General features: G+C 62.9%; 16 protein-coding genes. 4 read left to right on the top strand and 12 right to left on the bottom strand.

Annotation, left to right across the window (positions count from 1 at the left end; all coding sequences use genetic code 11):
- Positions 1-24 precede the first annotated feature (24 nt).
- Together BT179_RS21375 and BT179_RS21370 are read left to right on the top strand one after the other, a co-directional pair.
- Complete coding sequence (locus BT179_RS21375) at positions 25-1,260, top strand: aminotransferase class I/II-fold pyridoxal phosphate-dependent enzyme (protein WP_072399207.1); 1,236 nt, start codon at positions 25-27, stop codon at positions 1,258-1,260.
- A 60-nt stretch (positions 1,261-1,320) separates the two neighbouring features.
- Positions 1,321-2,493, top strand: coding sequence for an MFS transporter (locus BT179_RS21370; RefSeq protein WP_072431907.1), 1,173 nt, complete (start codon positions 1,321-1,323; stop codon positions 2,491-2,493).
- Between the two features lie 78 nt (positions 2,494-2,571).
- On the opposite strand, the gene yiaY is transcribed toward BT179_RS21370, so the two are convergent.
- The gene (yiaY, locus tag BT179_RS21365) at positions 2,572-3,720 is read right to left on the bottom strand and encodes an L-threonine dehydrogenase (RefSeq protein WP_072431906.1); all 1,149 of its coding nucleotides are present in this window, start codon (positions 3,718-3,720) and stop codon (positions 2,572-2,574) included.
- Positions 3,721-3,858: 138 nt separating this feature from the next.
- Between yiaY and BT179_RS21360 the strand changes: the two genes are divergently transcribed.
- Complete coding sequence (locus tag BT179_RS21360) at positions 3,859-4,878, top strand: DUF4917 family protein (protein ID WP_072431905.1); 1,020 nt, start codon at positions 3,859-3,861, stop codon at positions 4,876-4,878.
- Positions 4,879-5,082: 204 nt separating this feature from the next.
- Here BT179_RS21360 and BT179_RS21355 read toward each other — a convergent pair whose 3' ends face one another.
- The 6 genes from BT179_RS21355 to BT179_RS21330 all read right to left on the bottom strand — a co-directional run bounded on the left by BT179_RS21355 (position 5,083) and on the right by BT179_RS21330 (position 9,725).
- A complete protein-coding gene (locus BT179_RS21355) occupies positions 5,083-5,427 on the bottom strand; it encodes a YegP family protein (RefSeq protein WP_072399214.1) in 345 nt (114 codons plus the stop codon).
- 82 nt (positions 5,428-5,509) lie between these two features.
- Positions 5,510-6,094: a DJ-1/PfpI family protein gene (locus BT179_RS21350; protein WP_172834645.1), complete on the bottom strand. Its 585-nt coding sequence runs from the start codon at positions 6,092-6,094 to the stop codon at positions 5,510-5,512.
- A 150-nt stretch (positions 6,095-6,244) separates the two neighbouring features.
- Entirely contained in the window at positions 6,245-7,462 is a 1,218-nt protein-coding gene (locus BT179_RS21345; protein WP_072431904.1) for a class I SAM-dependent methyltransferase, read from the bottom strand.
- Between the two features lie 190 nt (positions 7,463-7,652).
- Positions 7,653-8,270 carry a TPM domain-containing protein gene (locus BT179_RS21340; protein WP_072399219.1) on the bottom strand — a complete coding sequence of 206 codons (618 nt, stop codon included), beginning with the start codon at positions 8,268-8,270 and terminating at the stop codon, positions 7,653-7,655.
- A 28-nt stretch (positions 8,271-8,298) separates the two neighbouring features.
- Positions 8,299-9,117: a TPM domain-containing protein gene (locus BT179_RS21335; protein WP_083568912.1), complete on the bottom strand. Its 819-nt coding sequence runs from the start codon at positions 9,115-9,117 to the stop codon at positions 8,299-8,301.
- Positions 9,117-9,725 carry a LemA family protein gene (locus BT179_RS21330; RefSeq protein ID WP_072431903.1) on the bottom strand — a complete coding sequence of 203 codons (609 nt, stop codon included), beginning with the start codon at positions 9,723-9,725 and terminating at the stop codon, positions 9,117-9,119. The genes BT179_RS21335 and BT179_RS21330 overlap by 1 nt, the downstream gene beginning before the upstream one ends.
- Positions 9,726-9,977: 252 nt before the next feature.
- Between BT179_RS21330 and bglX the strand changes: the two genes are divergently transcribed.
- Positions 9,978-12,269, top strand: a complete 2,292-nt coding sequence (bglX, locus tag BT179_RS21325) for a beta-glucosidase BglX (protein ID WP_072399223.1) — start codon at positions 9,978-9,980, stop codon at positions 12,267-12,269.
- Between the two features lie 133 nt (positions 12,270-12,402).
- Here the strand turns inward: bglX and BT179_RS21320 are convergent, their stop codons facing one another.
- The 5 genes from BT179_RS21320 to BT179_RS21300 form a co-directional block, all read right to left on the bottom strand.
- Positions 12,403-13,560, bottom strand: a complete 1,158-nt coding sequence (locus BT179_RS21320; RefSeq protein WP_072399224.1) for a phospholipase D-like domain-containing protein — start codon at positions 13,558-13,560, stop codon at positions 12,403-12,405.
- A gap of 1 nt (position 13,561) precedes the next feature.
- Entirely contained in the window at positions 13,562-14,152 is a 591-nt protein-coding gene (locus tag BT179_RS21315) for a YceI family protein (protein ID WP_072399226.1), read from the bottom strand.
- A gap of 114 nt (positions 14,153-14,266) precedes the next feature.
- The gene (locus tag BT179_RS21310; protein WP_072399228.1) at positions 14,267-14,575 is read right to left on the bottom strand and encodes an amidase; all 309 of its coding nucleotides are present in this window, start codon (positions 14,573-14,575) and stop codon (positions 14,267-14,269) included.
- Positions 14,572-15,666 carry a serine hydrolase domain-containing protein gene (locus BT179_RS21305; RefSeq protein WP_072431902.1) on the bottom strand — a complete coding sequence of 365 codons (1,095 nt, stop codon included), beginning with the start codon at positions 15,664-15,666 and terminating at the stop codon, positions 14,572-14,574. The genes BT179_RS21310 and BT179_RS21305 overlap by 4 nt, the downstream gene beginning before the upstream one ends.
- Before the next feature lie 120 nt (positions 15,667-15,786).
- Complete coding sequence (locus tag BT179_RS21300) at positions 15,787-16,659, bottom strand: acyl-CoA dehydrogenase middle domain-containing protein (RefSeq protein WP_072431901.1); 873 nt, start codon at positions 16,657-16,659, stop codon at positions 15,787-15,789.
- Positions 16,660-16,663 lie beyond the last annotated feature (4 nt).

The raw sequence follows: 16,663 nt of genomic DNA, 5'->3' as shown, positions 1-16,663 counted from the left end.
TCAACCAAGGAATGTAATCGCGCCATGAACCAGACCACGCAGCCGACCCATCGTTTCACCAACTACCGCAAGGTCATTGCCCTGGCGGACCAGGATTGGCAGAACGCCGAAATCGGGAAGATCTCGGGACTCAACGTCGAGGTCAAGACACCCAACGTCCTGGTCGACCAGTACGGTCGCACCTTTCATCATTTCTGCACGACCTCCTACCTGGGCCTGGATTACCACCCCGCATTGCTTGACGGCGCCATGACCGCGTTGTGGGAAACCGGCACCCTGCGGGTCGCCAACTCGAAGAACCGCTGCAAGCTGGCGATCCTGGCCCGATACGAGGCCCAGTTGTCGGAGCTGTTCGGTGCCAGTTGCCTGAGTGCCCTGTCCTGCAGCGCGGCCAGTGCGGGAATCCTGCCATTGCTGGCCAGTGGCGTGCTCACCGACAACAGGCCGCCGGTCATGATATTCGACAAGCATGCCCACTATTCGATGAACCACTTCAAGACTGCTTGCGCCGATGAAACCCAGGTCCTCACCTGCCCCCATAACGACATGGATTTCATCGAGGACCTGTGCAAGCGTCAACGCAACGTGGCCTATGTGACCGATGGTGCCTACAGCATGGGCGGGATGGCGGACCTCGATAGCCTGTTATATCTCAAGCAGCGCTACGGCCTGTTCCTGTACCTGGACGACTCCCACGCGCTGTCCACCGTGGGCCAATGCGGCGCCGGCCTGGTCCGCTCGCGCCTTCCCACCGTGGACGAACGCACCCTGATCGTCGCTTCCCTGGCCAAATCCTTCGGGGCCAGCGGGGGCCTGGCGATGTTCGGCAGTGAAAGGCACAAGGCGCTGGTGCAGCGCTACGGTGGCCCCAGCAACTGGTCGCAGAGCCTGAACGCAGCGGCCATCGGCGCCGGCATGGCCTCGATCCGCCTGCATCGCAGCCGAGAGCTGGGCTCCTTGCAGGAGCGCTTGCAGGCTAATATCCGACTGTTCGACAGCCTTATCCGCACCGAACAGTACGGCAATCCCATGGCGATCCGCCTGATACCGTGCGGCGAAGCAGCCCTGGCCAATCGGCTGGCGGTGGAACTGGCCGAGCTTGGGTATTTCACCTCGGCGGTGTTCTTCCCTGTCGTGCCGCAGAACAAGGCCGCGATACGTATCACCCTGCGGGCCGACATGGAACCAGGGGTGATCCGGTCGTTCTGCGAACAGATGACCGACCTGCTGAAAGCTCACGGGCGTGAAATCCGCCCCTGAACGAAAACGGGTAGCCTGTGCGGCTCATTCGTGCACTCAAATCAACCGTACAGGCCACTGATGAAGAACCGTACAACCCTGATCGTCACCTGCACCACGGTTTTCCTGGCCCAACTGGGCATGAGCATCTACTTGCCGGCCTTGCCTGACATGGCCCGGGACCTGGGCGACGATGCTTCACGGGTGTCCTGGGGACTGCCGGTGTACCTGATCGGCATGGCACTGCCCATGCTGGCCTGGGGCAGCCTGAGCCAGGGGTTGGGGCGCAAGCCGGTGTTGCTGGCGGCGTTGGCGCTATACGGGCTGGCCAACCTGGCCCTGCCCCTGGGAACCGGCGTGGAAGCGTTCCTGGCCTTCAGGCTGATCCAGGGCATCGGGGCCAGCGGCATTTCGGTGATGGCGAGGGTGTTGATCCGGGACAGCTTCAGCGGCGACCTGCTGGCCAAGTCCCTGGCGTGGTTGTCCATCGCCTTTGTGATCGCCCTCGGTATCGGCCAATACCTCGGCTCCCTGATCCAGGCCGCTTTCGGCTGGGCGGCGATCTTCCAGGGGCTCGGCGCTGCCAGCCTGGTAATGGCCGCAGCCGTGTCCCGGGCCAGGTTCCCGAGGCTGACGGAGGAGAAAAACGCTCAACCGGCGTGGCGCGTGTATGGGCAGATCCTGAAGCACCCTGGCTTTCTCCTGCCCGCCCTGGCGGGTGGGTTGGGTTACGGTGTGATCATTGCCTTCAACACTGCCGCGCCGCTGATCCTGCGTGACAGCTTTCACTGGTCGGCGATCGAGTACGGCCTGCTGGGCTGGCCCATCAGCGCGGCGTACTTGCTCGGCGCATTGGTGGTCAATGCCTGCGTATTGCGCATCGGCCAGCGACGGCTGATGGGCTGGGGTATCGCCCTGGTACTGGGCGGCAGCGCGACCATGCTGGCGGCCAGCCTCAGCCTGGGCAGCGTGGCGGTGCTCTTCTGGCTGCCGTACTGCTTCGCCGTGTTCGGCCAGTCGCTGAACTACCCCATCAGCCTGTCCCTGGCCAATGAGGGTTCACCGATACCGGGCGCCTATGCCATGGCGTTGAGCGGCTTTCTGCATCAATGGATGGCATCGTTGATCGGCGCCATGGCCAGCCTGCTGTTGAGCGAGCAGGCCTGGCCGTTGGCAGCGTTGTGTACGTTGCTGGCGATGGCGGCAATGCTGTGTGCCAGATCCTTGCCGCCCCAACCCCGTCAGGCCCTGTAAGAAAAGCCTTGATACTCGTTCATGCTGCGTTGAAAACGGCCTCGCCTGACCTTCGTCTCAAGACTTTTCAGACACAGCCTAGAACGCGGTGCGGAAAATTTCCTCGATTTGCCGCTGGTCCGCTGCTCGCGGATTGGTCAAGCCGCAGGCGTCCTTCAGGGCGTTGGCGGCCAGCACCGGCACATCATTGAGGCGTACACCCAACTCCCGCAGGCCTGCGGGAATGTCCACGTCGCTGGCCAAGGCACGAATCGCCGCAATGGCGGCCTGCGCGCCCTCCTCCGGGCTGGATCCAGGCAGATCGACGCCCATGGCGCGGCCCACATCGGCCAGCCTGTCGGCGCACACCGAGGCGTTGAATGCCTGCACGTGTGGCAACAGCACGGCGTTGCATACCCCGTGCGGCAAGTCATAGAAGCCGCCCAACTGATGCGCCATCGCATGCACGAACCCCAGCGATGCATTGTTGAAGGCCATCCCGGCGAGGAACTGTGCGTAAGCCATGTTCTCCCGTGCCGCCAGGTCATTGCCGTCGCGCACCGCCAGGCGCAGGTTGTTGCTGATCAGGGTGACGGCTTTCAGGGCGCAGGCATCGGTAATCGGGGTCGCGGCGGTGGACACGTAGGCCTCCACGGCATGGGTCAACGCATCCATGCCCGTGGCGGCAGTCAGGCCCTTGGGCATCGCCACCATCAACGCCGGGTCGTTGACCGACATGAGCGGTGTCACGTTGCGATCGACAATCGCCATTTTCACATGGCGCGATTCGTCCGTAATGATGCAGAAGCGCGTCATCTCACTGGCGGTGCCGGCAGTGGTATTGATGGCGATCAGCGGCAATTGCGGCTTGCTCGAACGGTCGACGCCTTCGTAGTCACCGATCTGCCCGCCGTTGGTGGCACACAGGGCGATGCCCTTGGCGCAGTCGTGAGGCGAACCACCGCCCAGCGAAACCACGAAATCGCACCGGGTTTCTTTCAGCAGGCCCAACCCCTGCACGACGTTGGCGATGCTCGGGTTGGGTTTTGCGCCATCGAAAACGACCGAATCGATGTCCTGTGCGGCCAGTAGTCCCGCCAGCTTGTCGGCAACGCCGGCCTTGGCAAGCCCGGCATCGGTGACGATCAACGCCTTGCGAAAACCATAGTTGCGGATGGCGGTCATGGCCTCGTCGAGGCAGCCCAGCCCCATGACATTCACGGCTGGGATGAAGAAAGTGCTGCTCATGGGAACATGCTCCTGGGGAAGCCGGATCGGCGTGCCTACAGGATTGACCGAGCGGTCACGGCATTCCTTGATCTGGCTCAAGAGTCTGTCGTGATAAAGTCGCGCCCTGCCTTTGCCACGTTTTGGATGAGCTTCGCAATGACCGATTTCCAGGAATATGACGCCCGGCTCGAAGATTGGGAGGCCTTGCGCGCCAACACCGCTTTCAGCGGCCTGTTGGTGGGTAACGGTGCCAGCCGCGCCATATGGGACGACTTTGGCTATGACTCGCTGTTCGAGAACGCCCGCACGGTCGAGGAAAAGCCCCTGAGCCCGTCGGAACTGAGCGTGTTCGACGCAATGCAGACGCGCAGCTTCGAGCAGGTGCTCGGTGCGCTGAAAACCACCAGCCGGATCAACAAGGCCCTGGCCGTCAGCTCCGCCGCCCCGCGCAATCGCTACTACGCGATCAAGGAAGCGCTGATCAACACCGTGCACGCCGTGCACATTCCCTGGCGACTGGTGCAGCCGGCAACCCTGGCAACGTTGAACCGGGAGCTGAGTCGCTACCGCACGGTATTCACCACCAACTATGACCTGCTCAACCACTGGGCGCTGCAGCATGAACCAGGCACCCTCACCGATCTGTTCAGCGGCGACGATCAACGTTTCGACCTGAACCACGCCTGCTCGGACAAGACGCGCCTGCTCTACCTGCACGGCGGCCTGCACCTGGTGCGCAACCAGGACGGCACCGCGCGCAGGCTCACCTCCACCGAGGGCACGCTGCTGGGCAACTTCGCCATCAACAACACCCTCAAGACCCTCGACGACGTACCGCTGTTCGTCAATGAAGGGCCCAGCGAGGACAAGCTCAGGACGATCCGCAGTTCCGACTACCTGTCGTTCGGCTATGACCAGTTGCTGCACCACGGCGACAACCTGTGCCTGTTCGGCCATGCCCTGGGCGAGCAGGACCGGCACATCGTCCAGGCCTTGCGCCAGGCCAGCCCCAGGACCATGGCCATTGCGATCTATCCCCGCAGCCAGGCGTTCATCCAGCACCAGAAGCGTCACTACGCCAAGTTGTTCCAGGGACTGGAGGTGGCGTTGCGGTTCTTCGACGCCAAGAGCCATCCGCTGGGCGATCCGAAACTGTCGGTGCCGGTGGAGATTTAGGCAGTCGGCATTGGACAGGACTCTTTTGGGATCGGATACACGATGGACTGTGGCGAGGGGATTTGTCCCCGTTGGGTGCGCAGCGCCCCCAAAAGCTAAACATTCGGTTCATCTGACAGACCAGGTTGTCATGTTTGAGGGCTGCTGCGCGCCCCAACGGGGACAGATCCCCTCGCCACGGGACCGGCATCCATGGGTTTGCTGTCAAAGCGCCGCCAGCGTCTTGTCCTTGATGACGGTGGTGGGGCCGTTGGCCTTGACGCTGGCGATGCCTTTGTCCCGGGCGGCGTCCGATGAATAAGCCTCGCTGCTGCCGATCACTTCATGGTTGGCAGCCTTGAGATTGAAGTACGGATGACCGTCCTTCGTGTTCTTGAGCTCATAGCGTTCGGCCAGCGGGCTGTTTTTCTGCACCGCGGCGATACCGCCATCGGCACCGCTGCGAGAAGCATACAGCTCGCTGGTCAGGATGGTCTCGGCGTTGGCTGCCTTGAGCACAAAGCGAAACTGGCCACTGCTGGTCTTGCTGATTTCGTACCATCCGGACATGTTCGTTCCCCTTGGGCTGGGTTGATTGCCCAGACAGTAAAGACCCGCTGCGCTTGTTCCGCCAGGCCGGGTACGTAACGCCCTACAGCGTAATGGCCGTGCCCAGCAGCGTCAGGAATCCCGCCAGCCAGTTCGGATGAGCCGGCCAGGCCGGCGCGGTGGCGAGATTGCCCTGTACGTGACCTTCCGTCACCGGAATATCGATATAGGTCCCTCCCGCCAGGCGTACTTCTGGAGCACAGGCCGGGTAGGCGCTGCATTCCCGCCCTTCGAGGATCCCCGCCGCCGCCAGCAGTTGCGCCCCGTGGCAGACCGCCGCGATCGGCTTGCCCGCCAGGTCGAAATCTCGCACCAGCTGCAAGACTTTCTCGTTCAGACGCAGGTATTCCGGCGCGCGACCGCCAGGGATCAGCAGGGCATCGTAGTCAGCCGCCTCGACACCAGCGAAATCATGGTTCAAGGCGAACCGGTGGCCGGGCTTTTCGCTATAGGTCTGGTCGCCTTCGAAGTCATGGATAGCCGTGCGCACGGTCTGGCCCGCGGTTTTGTCCGGACACACCGCGTGCACGGTGTGGCCGACCATCTGCAAGGCCTGGAACGGCACCATCACTTCATAATCTTCGACGTAGTCGCCGACCAGTATCAGGATTTTCTTCGCGGCCATGATTGGGCTCCTTGGGAAATGCGTGGATGGGCACGCATTAAAGGTAGTCCGCCGTACCGGAATGGGAGGAAAACTCGGGTCATTGACTGACGGGTTGCACGCCAGGCGGACCCACTGTGGGAGCTCGCCCCCACAGCAACAGCCGATGGCCGGTCAGGCGAGGTAGCCGTCGGCCCGCAGCAGGGTTTCGAGGCAATGCTCGGTGATGCGATAGAACGCCTTGAGTTCTTCGATCTTGGCCAACAGCTCCTTGGGCTCCACCGGCCCGGGGCGCTTGACCGCCAGGATCATCTTGTTCTTGTTGGTATGTTCCAGGGAGATGAACTCGAACACCTTGGTCTCGTAGCCACAGGCTTCCAGCAGCAGCGCCCGCAAGCTGTCGGTGACCATCTCCGCCTGCTGGCCGAGGTGCAAGCCATATTGCAGCATCGGTTTGAGCAACGCCGGGCTCTGGATCTGCAAGCGAATCTGCTTGTGGCAGCACGGCGAGCACATGATGATCGAAGCGCCCGAGCGAATGCCCATGTGGATCGCGTAATCGGTGGCGATGTCGCAGGCGTGCAAGGCGATCATCACGTCCACTGCACTGGGGGCCACGCTGCGCACGTCGCCGTGCTGGAAGGTCAGGCCCGGATGCTCCAAGCGCGCGGCAGCTTCGTTGCACAGCCGAACCATGTCCTCGCGCAGCTCGACTCCGGTCACCAGGCCTTCGGCCTGCAGAGTGTTGCGCAGGTAGTCATGAATGGCGAAGGTCAGGTAGCCCTTGCCCGAACCGAAGTCCGAAACCCGTACCGGCTTGTCCAGGGCCAGCGGCGAGGACGTCAGCGCGTGGCTGAAGACTTCGATGAACTTGTTGATCTGCTTCCACTTGCGCGACATCGCCGGAATCAGCTCGTGCTTGTGGTTGGTCACACCCAGGTCAGCCAGGAATGGCCGGCTCAGATCGAGAAAACGGTTCTTCTCGCGGTTGTGCTCCACCGAGGGCACTTCCCGCAATTGCTGGGGCCTGCTCCTGAACAACGAAGGCTTGCCCTTTTTGCTGTACTCCAGTTGCGCCTCGTCGGTCACCGCCAGCAGATGGGCATTGCGGAACGACGCCGGCAACAGCCCGGCGATGGTCGCCACGCCTTCGGCCAGCGGGAAGTTCTTGGTGATGTCACGGGTCTTGTAGCGATAGACGAACGACAGGCAAGGCTGCTCCTTGACGGTCGTTTGCTTGATGATCAGCCGCTGAAGGTCTGCTTCGTCGCCGACATACCGGGCCAGCACCAGCTTGATGAAAGCGTTCTGTTCGAGGCTGGCCTGCAGCAACTCGATGAACTGGGCGTGGTGGTCCGCCGCGGGACGGGCGGGAGTTGCGGTGACAGACATGGAAAAGCGGCCTCGGGGCGGGGCGGATCGGGAATGGCGGGTATTTTAGGGGGGGATGGGGTGCGAGGGCACGAGGAATTTCCCCAGTGGTGCGAAATCCATCGGTGCCCTTGGCGTTGGCCGGCCAGCCGTCATGGCCGGGAAACTCCCCGCGACGAGGGTGCTCGCCGCAGCGGCGATGCCAAAAGCCTCAGCCCAGGACCACTAGGCGGTTGGGCAATTCATTGCGTTCGTGAGTCACCGGCACGTGCTCCTTGAGCAATTCGCCGCAGGCCTGGATGCAGGTTATGAAGCCCTGCAGGGTTTGTCCCTGACGAACCTGCTGGGTGAAGGCCGCGACAATCGACTCCCAGTGCTTGTTGTCGAGACGGCTGGAAATGCCCTCGTCCACCAGGATCTCCACGTACCGCTCGGCCTCGCAGACGAAGATCAGCATCCCCGTGCTTCCCACGGTGTGGTGCAGGTTCTGTTCGAGAAACTGCCGGCGAGCCAGGTTGGAGGCGCGCCAATGGCGCACCGAGCGGGGAATCAGGTGGGTGGTGATCCTGGGAATACGAAACAGCAGGCACAGCACGATGAAGCTGGCCCATTGCACCAGCAACAGGCTGTGCATGGTCAACCAGCCCGAAAGATAATGCACCACCCCAGGCACCACCAACGCCAGCAGACTGGCCCACAGCAGCGGGATATAGGCGTAGTCGTCGGCACGGGCGGCGAGCACCGTGACCAGTTCGGCATCGGTATCGCGCTCGACCCGGGCGATGGCCTCGGCCACCTTGCGTTGTTCGTGTTCAGTCAGTAATGCCATGGTTAGAAATGCCTGCTCATTTTTATTGTCACCAGCCGCCCGACGAACCGCCGCCACCGAAACTGCCACCGCCGCCGCTGAAGCCGCCACCGCCTCCACCGCCGAAACCACCGCCGCCGCGGCTGGAACCGCTGGAGCCGCCACCGCTGGCGGGCAGGATACCCAGTACCTGGCAGACCATGACCGTGATGATGAACAGCATCACCAGCAACACGAACAACCCGGGATGGCGCTGGACGAAATCACCCTCCTGCGCCCCCGCGTCATACGCCGCTGCCGGCTCATCCAAGGGGTTGCCGCCCAGTACCACCAGCATCGCCGCCACGCCGTCACTGATGCCTTTGTTGAAATTGCCGGTCTTGAAGGCCGGTGTGATCACCTGGTTGATGATCACCGAACTCTGGGCATCGGTCAGCCGATCTTCCAGGCCGTAGCCCACTTCGATCCGCAGTTTACGGTCATCCCGGGCGACGATCAGCAGTGCGCCGTTATTCTTGTCCTTTTGCCCGATGCCCCAGTGGCGACCCAATTGATAGCCGAAGTCTTCGATGCTGGCGCCTTGCAGGTTCGCCAGCGTGACCACCACTACCTGCTCGCCGGTGGCCTGCTCGTGCGCCTTGAGCTGCGCCTCCAGTTGCTGGCGTACCGCAGGCTCGAGCAGCCCGGCGGTATCCACTACCCGGCCGGTCAACTGCGGAAACTTCAATTCGGCCTGGGCCGTGACTGCGAACACCCAGAGCAACAGCACAAAGGCGCAGCTGCGAGCGGCCAGCTTCAAGCCATGGGCAAGCGCAGTGCCCAGGACCGATGCTTGCAGCTTGCAGCTCGAGGCCTGTAGCGGCTTCATTAAAATTTCACTTGCGGCGCTTTCTCGGCACCGGGGCTGGTGGCTTCGAAGGTTTCACGCACCGGCAGGTCGCTGTACAGCACGCTGTGCCACAGGCGACCCGGGAAGGTCCGGATCTCGGTGTTGTACTTCTGCACCGCCAGGATGAAGTCACGGCGGGCCACGGCGATGCGGTTCTCGGTCCCTTCGAGTTGCGATTGCAGCGCCAGGAAGTTCTGGTTGGCCTTGAGGTCCGGGTAGCGTTCGGAGACCACCATCAAGCGGCTCAACGCCCCGCTCAACTGGTCCTGGGCCTGCTGGAACTGCTTGAGTTTTTCCGGGTTGTCCAGGGTGCTGGCGTCCACCTGGATCGAGGTGGCCTTGGCGCGCGCCTCGATCACCGCCGTCAGGGTTTCCTGCTCATGCTGGGCATAGCCCTTGACGGTCTCCACCAGATTGGGAATCAGGTCCGCACGGCGCTGGTACTGGTTCTGCACCTGGCCCCAGGCCGCCTTGGCCTGCTCGTCCAGGGTCGGGATATTGTTGATGCCGCAACCGGCCAGCAGCAGGCTGCACAGCATCAGGGCGAGCATCTGCAGGCCGCCGCGGTGGTTCAGTCTTGGATTCATCGGATGAAGTTCTCCCTTGCTTGATTGCATTGGTAAAAACACGGCCACCTATCCCATCGACGCTGGGGCATAATCTGCCGCCGCACTGGATTGAAACGGATCGATGGGCTAAAAGATGCGCGGTGCGAAACTAAGTTCAGCCCCCCGGGCTCGAAAGTGTGCTGCATTTGACCGAACAACAATAGCCGCTCCTCACATTTTGGCTGACCGGCGTGTACTGATCCGCCCTTTAGGCTTGCGAGAAAACTATTCATGAAGAAGCTGTGTTTGCTGGGCCTGTTTGTCAGTCTGGCCAGTCAATCCGTATGGGCCGACAACCTGCCAGTCCCCATGGAGAACAAGGATGCCTTCATCAGCGACCTGATGAAGCAGATGACCCTCGAGGAAAAGATCGGCCAATTGCGCCTGATCAGCATCGGCCCGGAAATGCCCCGGGAGATGATCCGCAAGGAAATCGCCGCCGGTAACATCGGCGGCACGTTCAACTCCATCACTCGCGATGAGAACCGTCCGATGCAGGACGCGGCCATGCGCAGCCGGCTGAAGATCCCGATGTTCTTCGCCTACGACGTGATCCACGGCCACCGCACCATTTTCCCGATTCCCCTGGCCCTGGCCTCGAGCTGGGACATGGACGCCATCTACCGCTCCGGCCGCATCGCCGCCAAGGAAGCAGCGGCCGACAGCCTGGACATCACTTTCGCGCCGATGGTGGACATTTCCCGCGACCCGCGCTGGGGCCGCACCTCCGAAGGCTTCGGCGAGGACACCTACCTGGTGTCGCGCATTGCCGCCGTGATGGTCAAGGCCTTCCAGGGCAAGGGCGCCAACGCCGCCGACGCCATCATGGCCAGCGTCAAGCACTTTGCCTTGTACGGCGCGGTGGAAGGTGGCCGTGACTACAACACCGTGGACATGAGCCCGGTGAAGATGTACCAGGACTATCTGCCTCCCTACCGCGCCGCCATCGATGCCGGCGCCGGCGGCGTGATGGTCGCGCTGAACTCCATCAACGGCATACCGGCCACGGCCAACACCTGGCTGATGCACGACCTGCTGCGCAAGGAATGGGGGTTCAAGGGCCTGGCGGTCAGTGACCATGGCGCCATCTTCGAGCTGATCAAGCATGGTGTCGCCAAGGACGGTCGCGAAGCAGCGAAGCTGGCGATCAAGGCCGGCATCGACATGAGCATGAACGACTCGCTCTATGGCAAGGAACTGCCGGGGCTGCTCAAGGCCGGCGAGATCGAGCAGAGCGACATCGACAACGCCGTGCGCGAAGTGCTCGCCGCCAAGTACGACATGGGCCTGTTCAAGGACCCGTACCTGCGCATCGGCAAGGCTGAGGATGACCCGGCCGACACCTATGCCGAAAGCCGCATGCACCGCGCCGATGCCCGTGACGTGGCGCGCCGCAGCCTGGTGCTGCTGGAAAACCGCAACCAGACCTTGCCCCTGAAGAAGACGGCGAAGATCGCCCTGGTCGGCCCGCTGGCCAAGGCGCCGATCGACATGATGGGCAGTTGGGCCGCCGCCGGCCGGCCGGCGCAGTCGGTCACGGTGTTCGACGGCATGGCCCGTGCCTTGGGCGGTGAGTCGAAGTTGATCTATGCCCGTGGCGCCAACATCACTGGCGACAAGAAGGTCCTCGATTACCTGAACTTCCTCAACTTCGACGCCCCGGAAGTGGTGGACGACCCGCGTCCGGCCCAGGTGCTGATCGACGAAGCGGTGAAAGCCGCCAGGCAGGCCGACGTGGTGGTGGCCGCCGTGGGCGAGTCCCGTGGCATGTCCCACGAATCGTCGAGCCGTACCGAACTGAACATCCCCGCCAGCCAGCGCGAGCTGATCAAGGCCCTGAAGGCCACCGGCAAGCCGCTGGTACTGGTGTTGATGAATGGCCGTCCGCTGTCGCTGCTGGAAGAGAAGCAACAGGCCGATGCGATCCTGGAAACCTGGTTCAGCGGCACCGAAGGCGGCAACGCCATCGCCGACGTACTGTTCGGCGACTACAACCCGTCGGGCAAGCTGCCGATCACCTTCCCACGCTCGGTAGGCCAGATTCCGACCTACTACAACCATCTGAGCATCGGCCGGCCGTTCACGCCGGGCAAGCCAGGCAACTACACCTCGCAATACTTCGACGACACCACCGGTCCGCTGTACCCCTTCGGCTACGGTTTGAGTTACACCGAATTCAGCCTGTCGGACATGGCCCTGTCCTCCACCACGCTGAACAAGACCGGCAAGCTGGACGCCAGCGTGACCGTGGAGAACACCGGCAAGCGTGACGGCGAAACCGTGGTGCAGCTGTATATCCAGGACGTGACGGGGTCGATCATCCGTCCGGTGAAGGAACTGAAGAACTTCCAGAAGGTGATGCTCAAGGCCGGTGAGAAAAAGGTCATCCACTTCACCATCACCGAAGACGACCTGAAGTTCTACAATGCCCAGCTCAAATACGCGGCGGAGCCGGGCAAGTTCAATGTGCAGATCGGCCTGGATTCCCAGGACGTGAAGCAGCAGAGTTTCGAGTTGCTCTGACCTTCGGAACAACTTGATTTTCCCTGTGGGAGCGAGCTTGCTCGCCATGGCGTCAGATCAGCCGCATCGACATTGGCTGACACTGCGTCATCGCGAGCAAGCCCGCTCCCACAGTTGTATCTGGGTGTTCGGGCTAGCCGCGTCGATCCAACAGGTTGACCACCAACCGATCCACCAGCCCCCATAACCGTTGCTTGAAGCGCTTCCACAACGGCCGACGCTGCCAGGCGTCCAGGCTGACCTGCTGGCTCTGGGCGAAGTCTCGCTCGAAACTGGCCGCCACCGCAGCGCTGAGTCGCGAATCGAGGGCCTCGAGGTTGGCCTCCAGATTGAAGCGCAGGTTCCAGTGATCGAAATTGCAGGAACCGATGCTGACCCAGTCATCCACCAGCACCATTTTCAGGTGCAGGAAACAGGGCTGGTATTCGAAGATCTTCACCCCGGCCTTGAGCAGGCGCGGGTAATAACGATGCCCGGCGTAACGCACCGAGGGATGATCGGTGCGTGGGCCTGTAAGCAACAGCCGCACGTCGATGCCCCGGGCCGCGGCTTTGCGCAGGGAACGGCGCACGTTCCAGGTCGGCAGGAAATAAGGCGTCGCCATCCAGATCCGTTTCTGCCCGCTGTTCAACGCCCGGGACAGGGACTGCAGGATATCCCGGTGCTGGCGGGCGTCGGCATAGGCCACCCGGCCCATGCCCTCGCCCACCGGCGGTACACGAGGCAATCGCGGCAGGCCGAAGTTGGAGGCCGGCTTCCAGGCACGACGGTGACGGTTGGCGAGCCACTGGCGGTCGAACAGCAACTGCCAGTCCAGCACCAGCGGGCCGACGATCTCCACCATGACTTCGTGCCATTGGCTGCGGTCGTCGAGGGGGTTCCAGAATTCATCGGTCACCCCGGTGCCGCCCACCACCGCCAGACGCTGGTCCACCAGCAGGAGCTTGCGATGATCGCGATAGAGGTTGCGCACCCAGCGGCGCCAGCTCAGGCGATTGTAGAAACGCAGCTCCACCCCCGCCTCCAGCAGGCGGTTGCGCAGGCCCAGGGTAAACGCCAGGCTGCCATAGTCATCGAACAGGCACCGCACGCGCACGCCCCGCTCGGCTGCCTGGACAAGGGCCTGGACCATCGCCTCGGCGCAAGCCCCCGCCTCCACCAGGTACAACTCCAGCTCGACCTGTTCCTGGGCCCGGGCGATTTCCACCAGCATGCGCGGAAAAAACTGCGGACCGTCGATCAACAGCTCGAACCTGTTGCCCTCACGCCAGGGAAATACCGGGCCGCTCACGTCAACGCGCCGTGAAAATCAGCACCGCATTCACCGGCACCGACAGGCTGATGGCTGACAGACCGGCCAGGTTGCGCAGCTTTTCCAGGCCCGGCGCCAAGTCGAAGTCCGCCGCGTTGAGCACCAGCGGCTCCAGGGTCACCACCTGGAAACGTCGTTCATCCAGGCGCGTCGCCAGCAGTTCGACGATGTATTCATGCTGCTTGCCATGCAGGTCCACTGTCAGCGGCAGGCGCAATTCCAACTGCGCGCCATTGGCCAGGTCCTGGATAGGGACCAGGTCGATCCGCGCCGTAACGGTGGCTTCGGCAAATTGCTTGATCTCGAACAGCTCGGCCCGCATGCGTTCGTCTCGCAGGGGAATGCCGCTGTTGATGGACTCCAGTTCCACCTCCAGGCGAGCCAGGCCATCGGGCTGGACCTGACCGTGGAGAACCAGGAAACGCTGGACCTCGGAAACGTTGCCGTTCTTGCTGCTGATGAACGACAGCCGCGACGATTCGCCGTCCAGGTACCAGTCGGCCTGGGCCGGCAGCGCGGCGCAGGCCAGCAGCAAGGTCGCGACAGCGTGAGAGAAAGACCGCTTGAACATACACACTCGGAGGGCAGATAAACCTGTGGCGAACCTTAACCGGGCCAAGGGCCGTTGCAAACAGTCTGTTTCAACAACTGCCAGAAACACCGATGATCCAGGGGATTTATCGAGTCACTCCAGGCGGCACCCCTGTCGCGCGCCCATCCACCGCGCGCTATTGCTGCGTCCCAGCCCGGCGACCACGACGCGTTTGTCCTCGGGCGTGTCGAGAAAGTCGCTGATGGGCACCGACTGTTTCACATAGCCACGGCAGTAATCCGCCGGTTGCTCCATCACATAGCGGCATGAGCAGTATTGCTTGGCGGTGTAGGCGCTGATGATGTCGGGAAAGGCCCGCAGCGCCACCCGCTCGAGCCAGATCCAGCCCATCAGGGCAACCAGAAACACCGACACCAGCGTGAACAGCCACTTGCGCCTCATGGCCGCACCCCTTCGGCGAATGCCGCCATGGCTCGCTTGAGCAATTCGTTGTGGCGATAGCTGCCATCGCGATCATCGCCATAGCGCACGATGACCAGCCGGGCGCTGGGAATGATGTACAAGGCCTGCCCCCAATGCCCCAGTGCGGCGTAAGTGTCCGGTGGCGCGTCGGGCCAGGGATGGAGGGAGCGGTCGGCGGCGCGATTGAGCCACCAGTGGCCACCGGGCACGGCTTCGTCCTGGCCAGCCTGGAACCGGGTGAAAGGTTCGCGATTGAACGCAACCCACTCCTTGGGAATCAATTGCCGCTCGCCCCAGCGGCCGTCCCGTTGCATCAACAACCCGACACGCGCCAGGTCCCGCGCCGTGAGGTAGGCATAGGACGAACCGACGAAGGTGCCGCTGGCATCGGTTTCCCAGGTTGCCTGGCGGATACCCAACGGTTCGAACAGCGCCGTCCAGGGGTAATCGGCGTATCGCGTCGGCCCGACAATGTTTTTCAACGCCGCCGCCAGCAGGTTGCTGTCGCCGCTGGAATAACGGAATACCTGCCCCGGCGGACTGAAACTTTCATGCTGCGCAGTGAACGCCGCCATGTCGTGGCGTCCGCGGGTGTAGAGCATCGCCACCACGGAGGACTTGAGTGGCGCGTATTCGTAGTCTTCCTGCCAATCCAGGCCCGAGGCCCAGTGAAAAAGATCGGCCAGGGTCACGCCCGGGTGCTTGCCCAACGCCGGGTAGTACCGGGCGACCGGCTCTTGCAGGCCAAACAGTTTTTCACCGTAGGCCACGCCGAACACCGTCGCCAGCAGGCTTTTACTGATGGACCAGGTCAGGTGCGGGGTCTGGGCAGTGTTCGGTCCGGCGTAGCGTTCGTAGACCAGCCGACCGTCCTGGATCACCAGCAGCGCATCGGTGCGGATGCCCTCACGGTTTGCATCGTCCCGGGGTGGGAAGGCGTATTGTTCCAAGGCTTCGATGGCCGGCCCGCTCGGGGTCGGGCCACTTGGCCATTGCTCGCCGGGCCAGTCTTCGGCCTGGACGCTCAGGTTGAGTATCAGCAACGGAATCAGGAACCAGCCTTTGGACATGCTTGGGGCTCGCAGGATTGAACCTTCAGAGCCTATGCAGACTTGATGACAATTTGAGTGTGTGTGCCCCCTTGTGGGAGCGAACTTGCTCGCTCCCACAAGGGGTGGTCGTCTGGAGGACTATCCCAACGCCTTGGCCAACCGCTTGGCCCGCGCGCCCGCCGCCATCTCCATCACCGCTTTATCCCGCGTCCACATCTCGCGCCACGGCGCAGGCCCGGCGGCCAGTGCGGTATTCAGTTCGCCATCAAGCACGTCGAACTGCGCGAACAACCCGCCCAGCAGCACGTGCCCGGACGCGCTGGACGGATTGTGAAGGCTCACCTGCGCGCAACCGGCCAGCAGCGCGAGCAGGCGCAATTGCAACGCCTGGGGCCAGGCGCATTCCTGCCCCACGCCATACAGCCAGGCGGTCATGGCACTGAGCACGTAAAGATCTTCCAAGGTGCGAAACGGCTTGACGTACGCGTCCCAACCGTCCCCCGCCAACAATTCGCACAGCGCGTCGTCGAGCAGGACGCGGCCATGGCTGACGTCTGGCATCAAGGTAATGGCCGGGAGTTTTTCCAGGGTTACGCCAGGCTCGCCGGGATAGACCACGGCCAGGTTCAGTCGTGGCGTTTCACCCGGCGCTTCGCAGCGAGCGGCAATCAGCAGCCATTCGGCGGCATCCCCGGCGGTGACGAAATCCTTGCGTCCAGTCAGGCGCAGATCCGCCAGGCGGGTCTGCATGTCCGCCGGGCGCAGGCTGCGCTGCTCAGTGGCGCACAACGCGCCGAGGCTGTGGGGCGCGCTGGGCCAGAGCGCGCGCAACGCTGCCTGGTAGCCCACCAGGAAGGCCAGTCCCGGTGTCGCCATCAATCGCGCGCCGGCCACCGCCAACTCGAACGGCGTGACCGGCCCCAGGCGTTGCAACAACGCCGCGTACCCCTCGGCCAGGTCCGAATGGGCAGTCAGCCGTTCGCCACGTGCGATCAGAGTTTGCCAAAGCATGGGA

Origin of the sequence: Pseudomonas sp. NFACC43, from assembly GCF_900119645.1 — a bacterium.
In the GTDB taxonomy this organism is placed as follows: Bacteria; Pseudomonadota; Gammaproteobacteria; order Pseudomonadales; family Pseudomonadaceae; genus Aquipseudomonas.
Note: the sequence above shows the minus strand (reverse complement) of the source record. Positions and strands in the feature narration are given on the sequence as shown.

Excerpts from the sequence above, each read along its gene's own strand:
- BT179_RS21305 (WP_072431902.1), bottom strand. The coding sequence starts at position 15,666 with ATGTCCAAAGGCTGGTTCCTGATTCCGTTGCTGATACTCAACCTGAGC.
- BT179_RS21345 (WP_072431904.1), bottom strand. The coding sequence starts at position 7,462 with ATGTCTGTCACCGCAACTCCCGCCCGTCCCGCGGCGGACCACCACGCC.
- BT179_RS21355 (WP_072399214.1), bottom strand. The coding sequence starts at position 5,427 with ATGTCCGGATGGTACGAAATCAGCAAGACCAGCAGTGGCCAGTTTCGC.
- BT179_RS21370 (WP_072431907.1), top strand. The coding sequence starts at position 1,321 with ATGAAGAACCGTACAACCCTGATCGTCACCTGCACCACGGTTTTCCTG.
- bglX (WP_072399223.1), top strand. The coding sequence starts at position 9,978 with ATGAAGAAGCTGTGTTTGCTGGGCCTGTTTGTCAGTCTGGCCAGTCAA.
- BT179_RS21335 (WP_083568912.1), bottom strand. The coding sequence starts at position 9,117 with ATGAAGCCGCTACAGGCCTCGAGCTGCAAGCTGCAAGCATCGGTCCTG.
- BT179_RS21315 (WP_072399226.1), bottom strand. The coding sequence starts at position 14,152 with ATGTTCAAGCGGTCTTTCTCTCACGCTGTCGCGACCTTGCTGCTGGCC.
- BT179_RS21300 (WP_072431901.1), bottom strand. The coding sequence starts at position 16,659 with ATGCTTTGGCAAACTCTGATCGCACGTGGCGAACGGCTGACTGCCCAT.
- BT179_RS21310 (WP_072399228.1), bottom strand. The coding sequence starts at position 14,575 with ATGAGGCGCAAGTGGCTGTTCACGCTGGTGTCGGTGTTTCTGGTTGCC.
- BT179_RS21375 (WP_072399207.1), top strand. The coding sequence starts at position 25 with ATGAACCAGACCACGCAGCCGACCCATCGTTTCACCAACTACCGCAAG.
- yiaY (WP_072431906.1), bottom strand. The coding sequence starts at position 3,720 with ATGAGCAGCACTTTCTTCATCCCAGCCGTGAATGTCATGGGGCTGGGC.
- BT179_RS21340 (WP_072399219.1), bottom strand. The coding sequence starts at position 8,270 with ATGGCATTACTGACTGAACACGAACAACGCAAGGTGGCCGAGGCCATC.
- BT179_RS21360 (WP_072431905.1), top strand. The coding sequence starts at position 3,859 with ATGACCGATTTCCAGGAATATGACGCCCGGCTCGAAGATTGGGAGGCC.
- BT179_RS21330 (WP_072431903.1), bottom strand. The coding sequence starts at position 9,725 with ATGAATCCAAGACTGAACCACCGCGGCGGCCTGCAGATGCTCGCCCTG.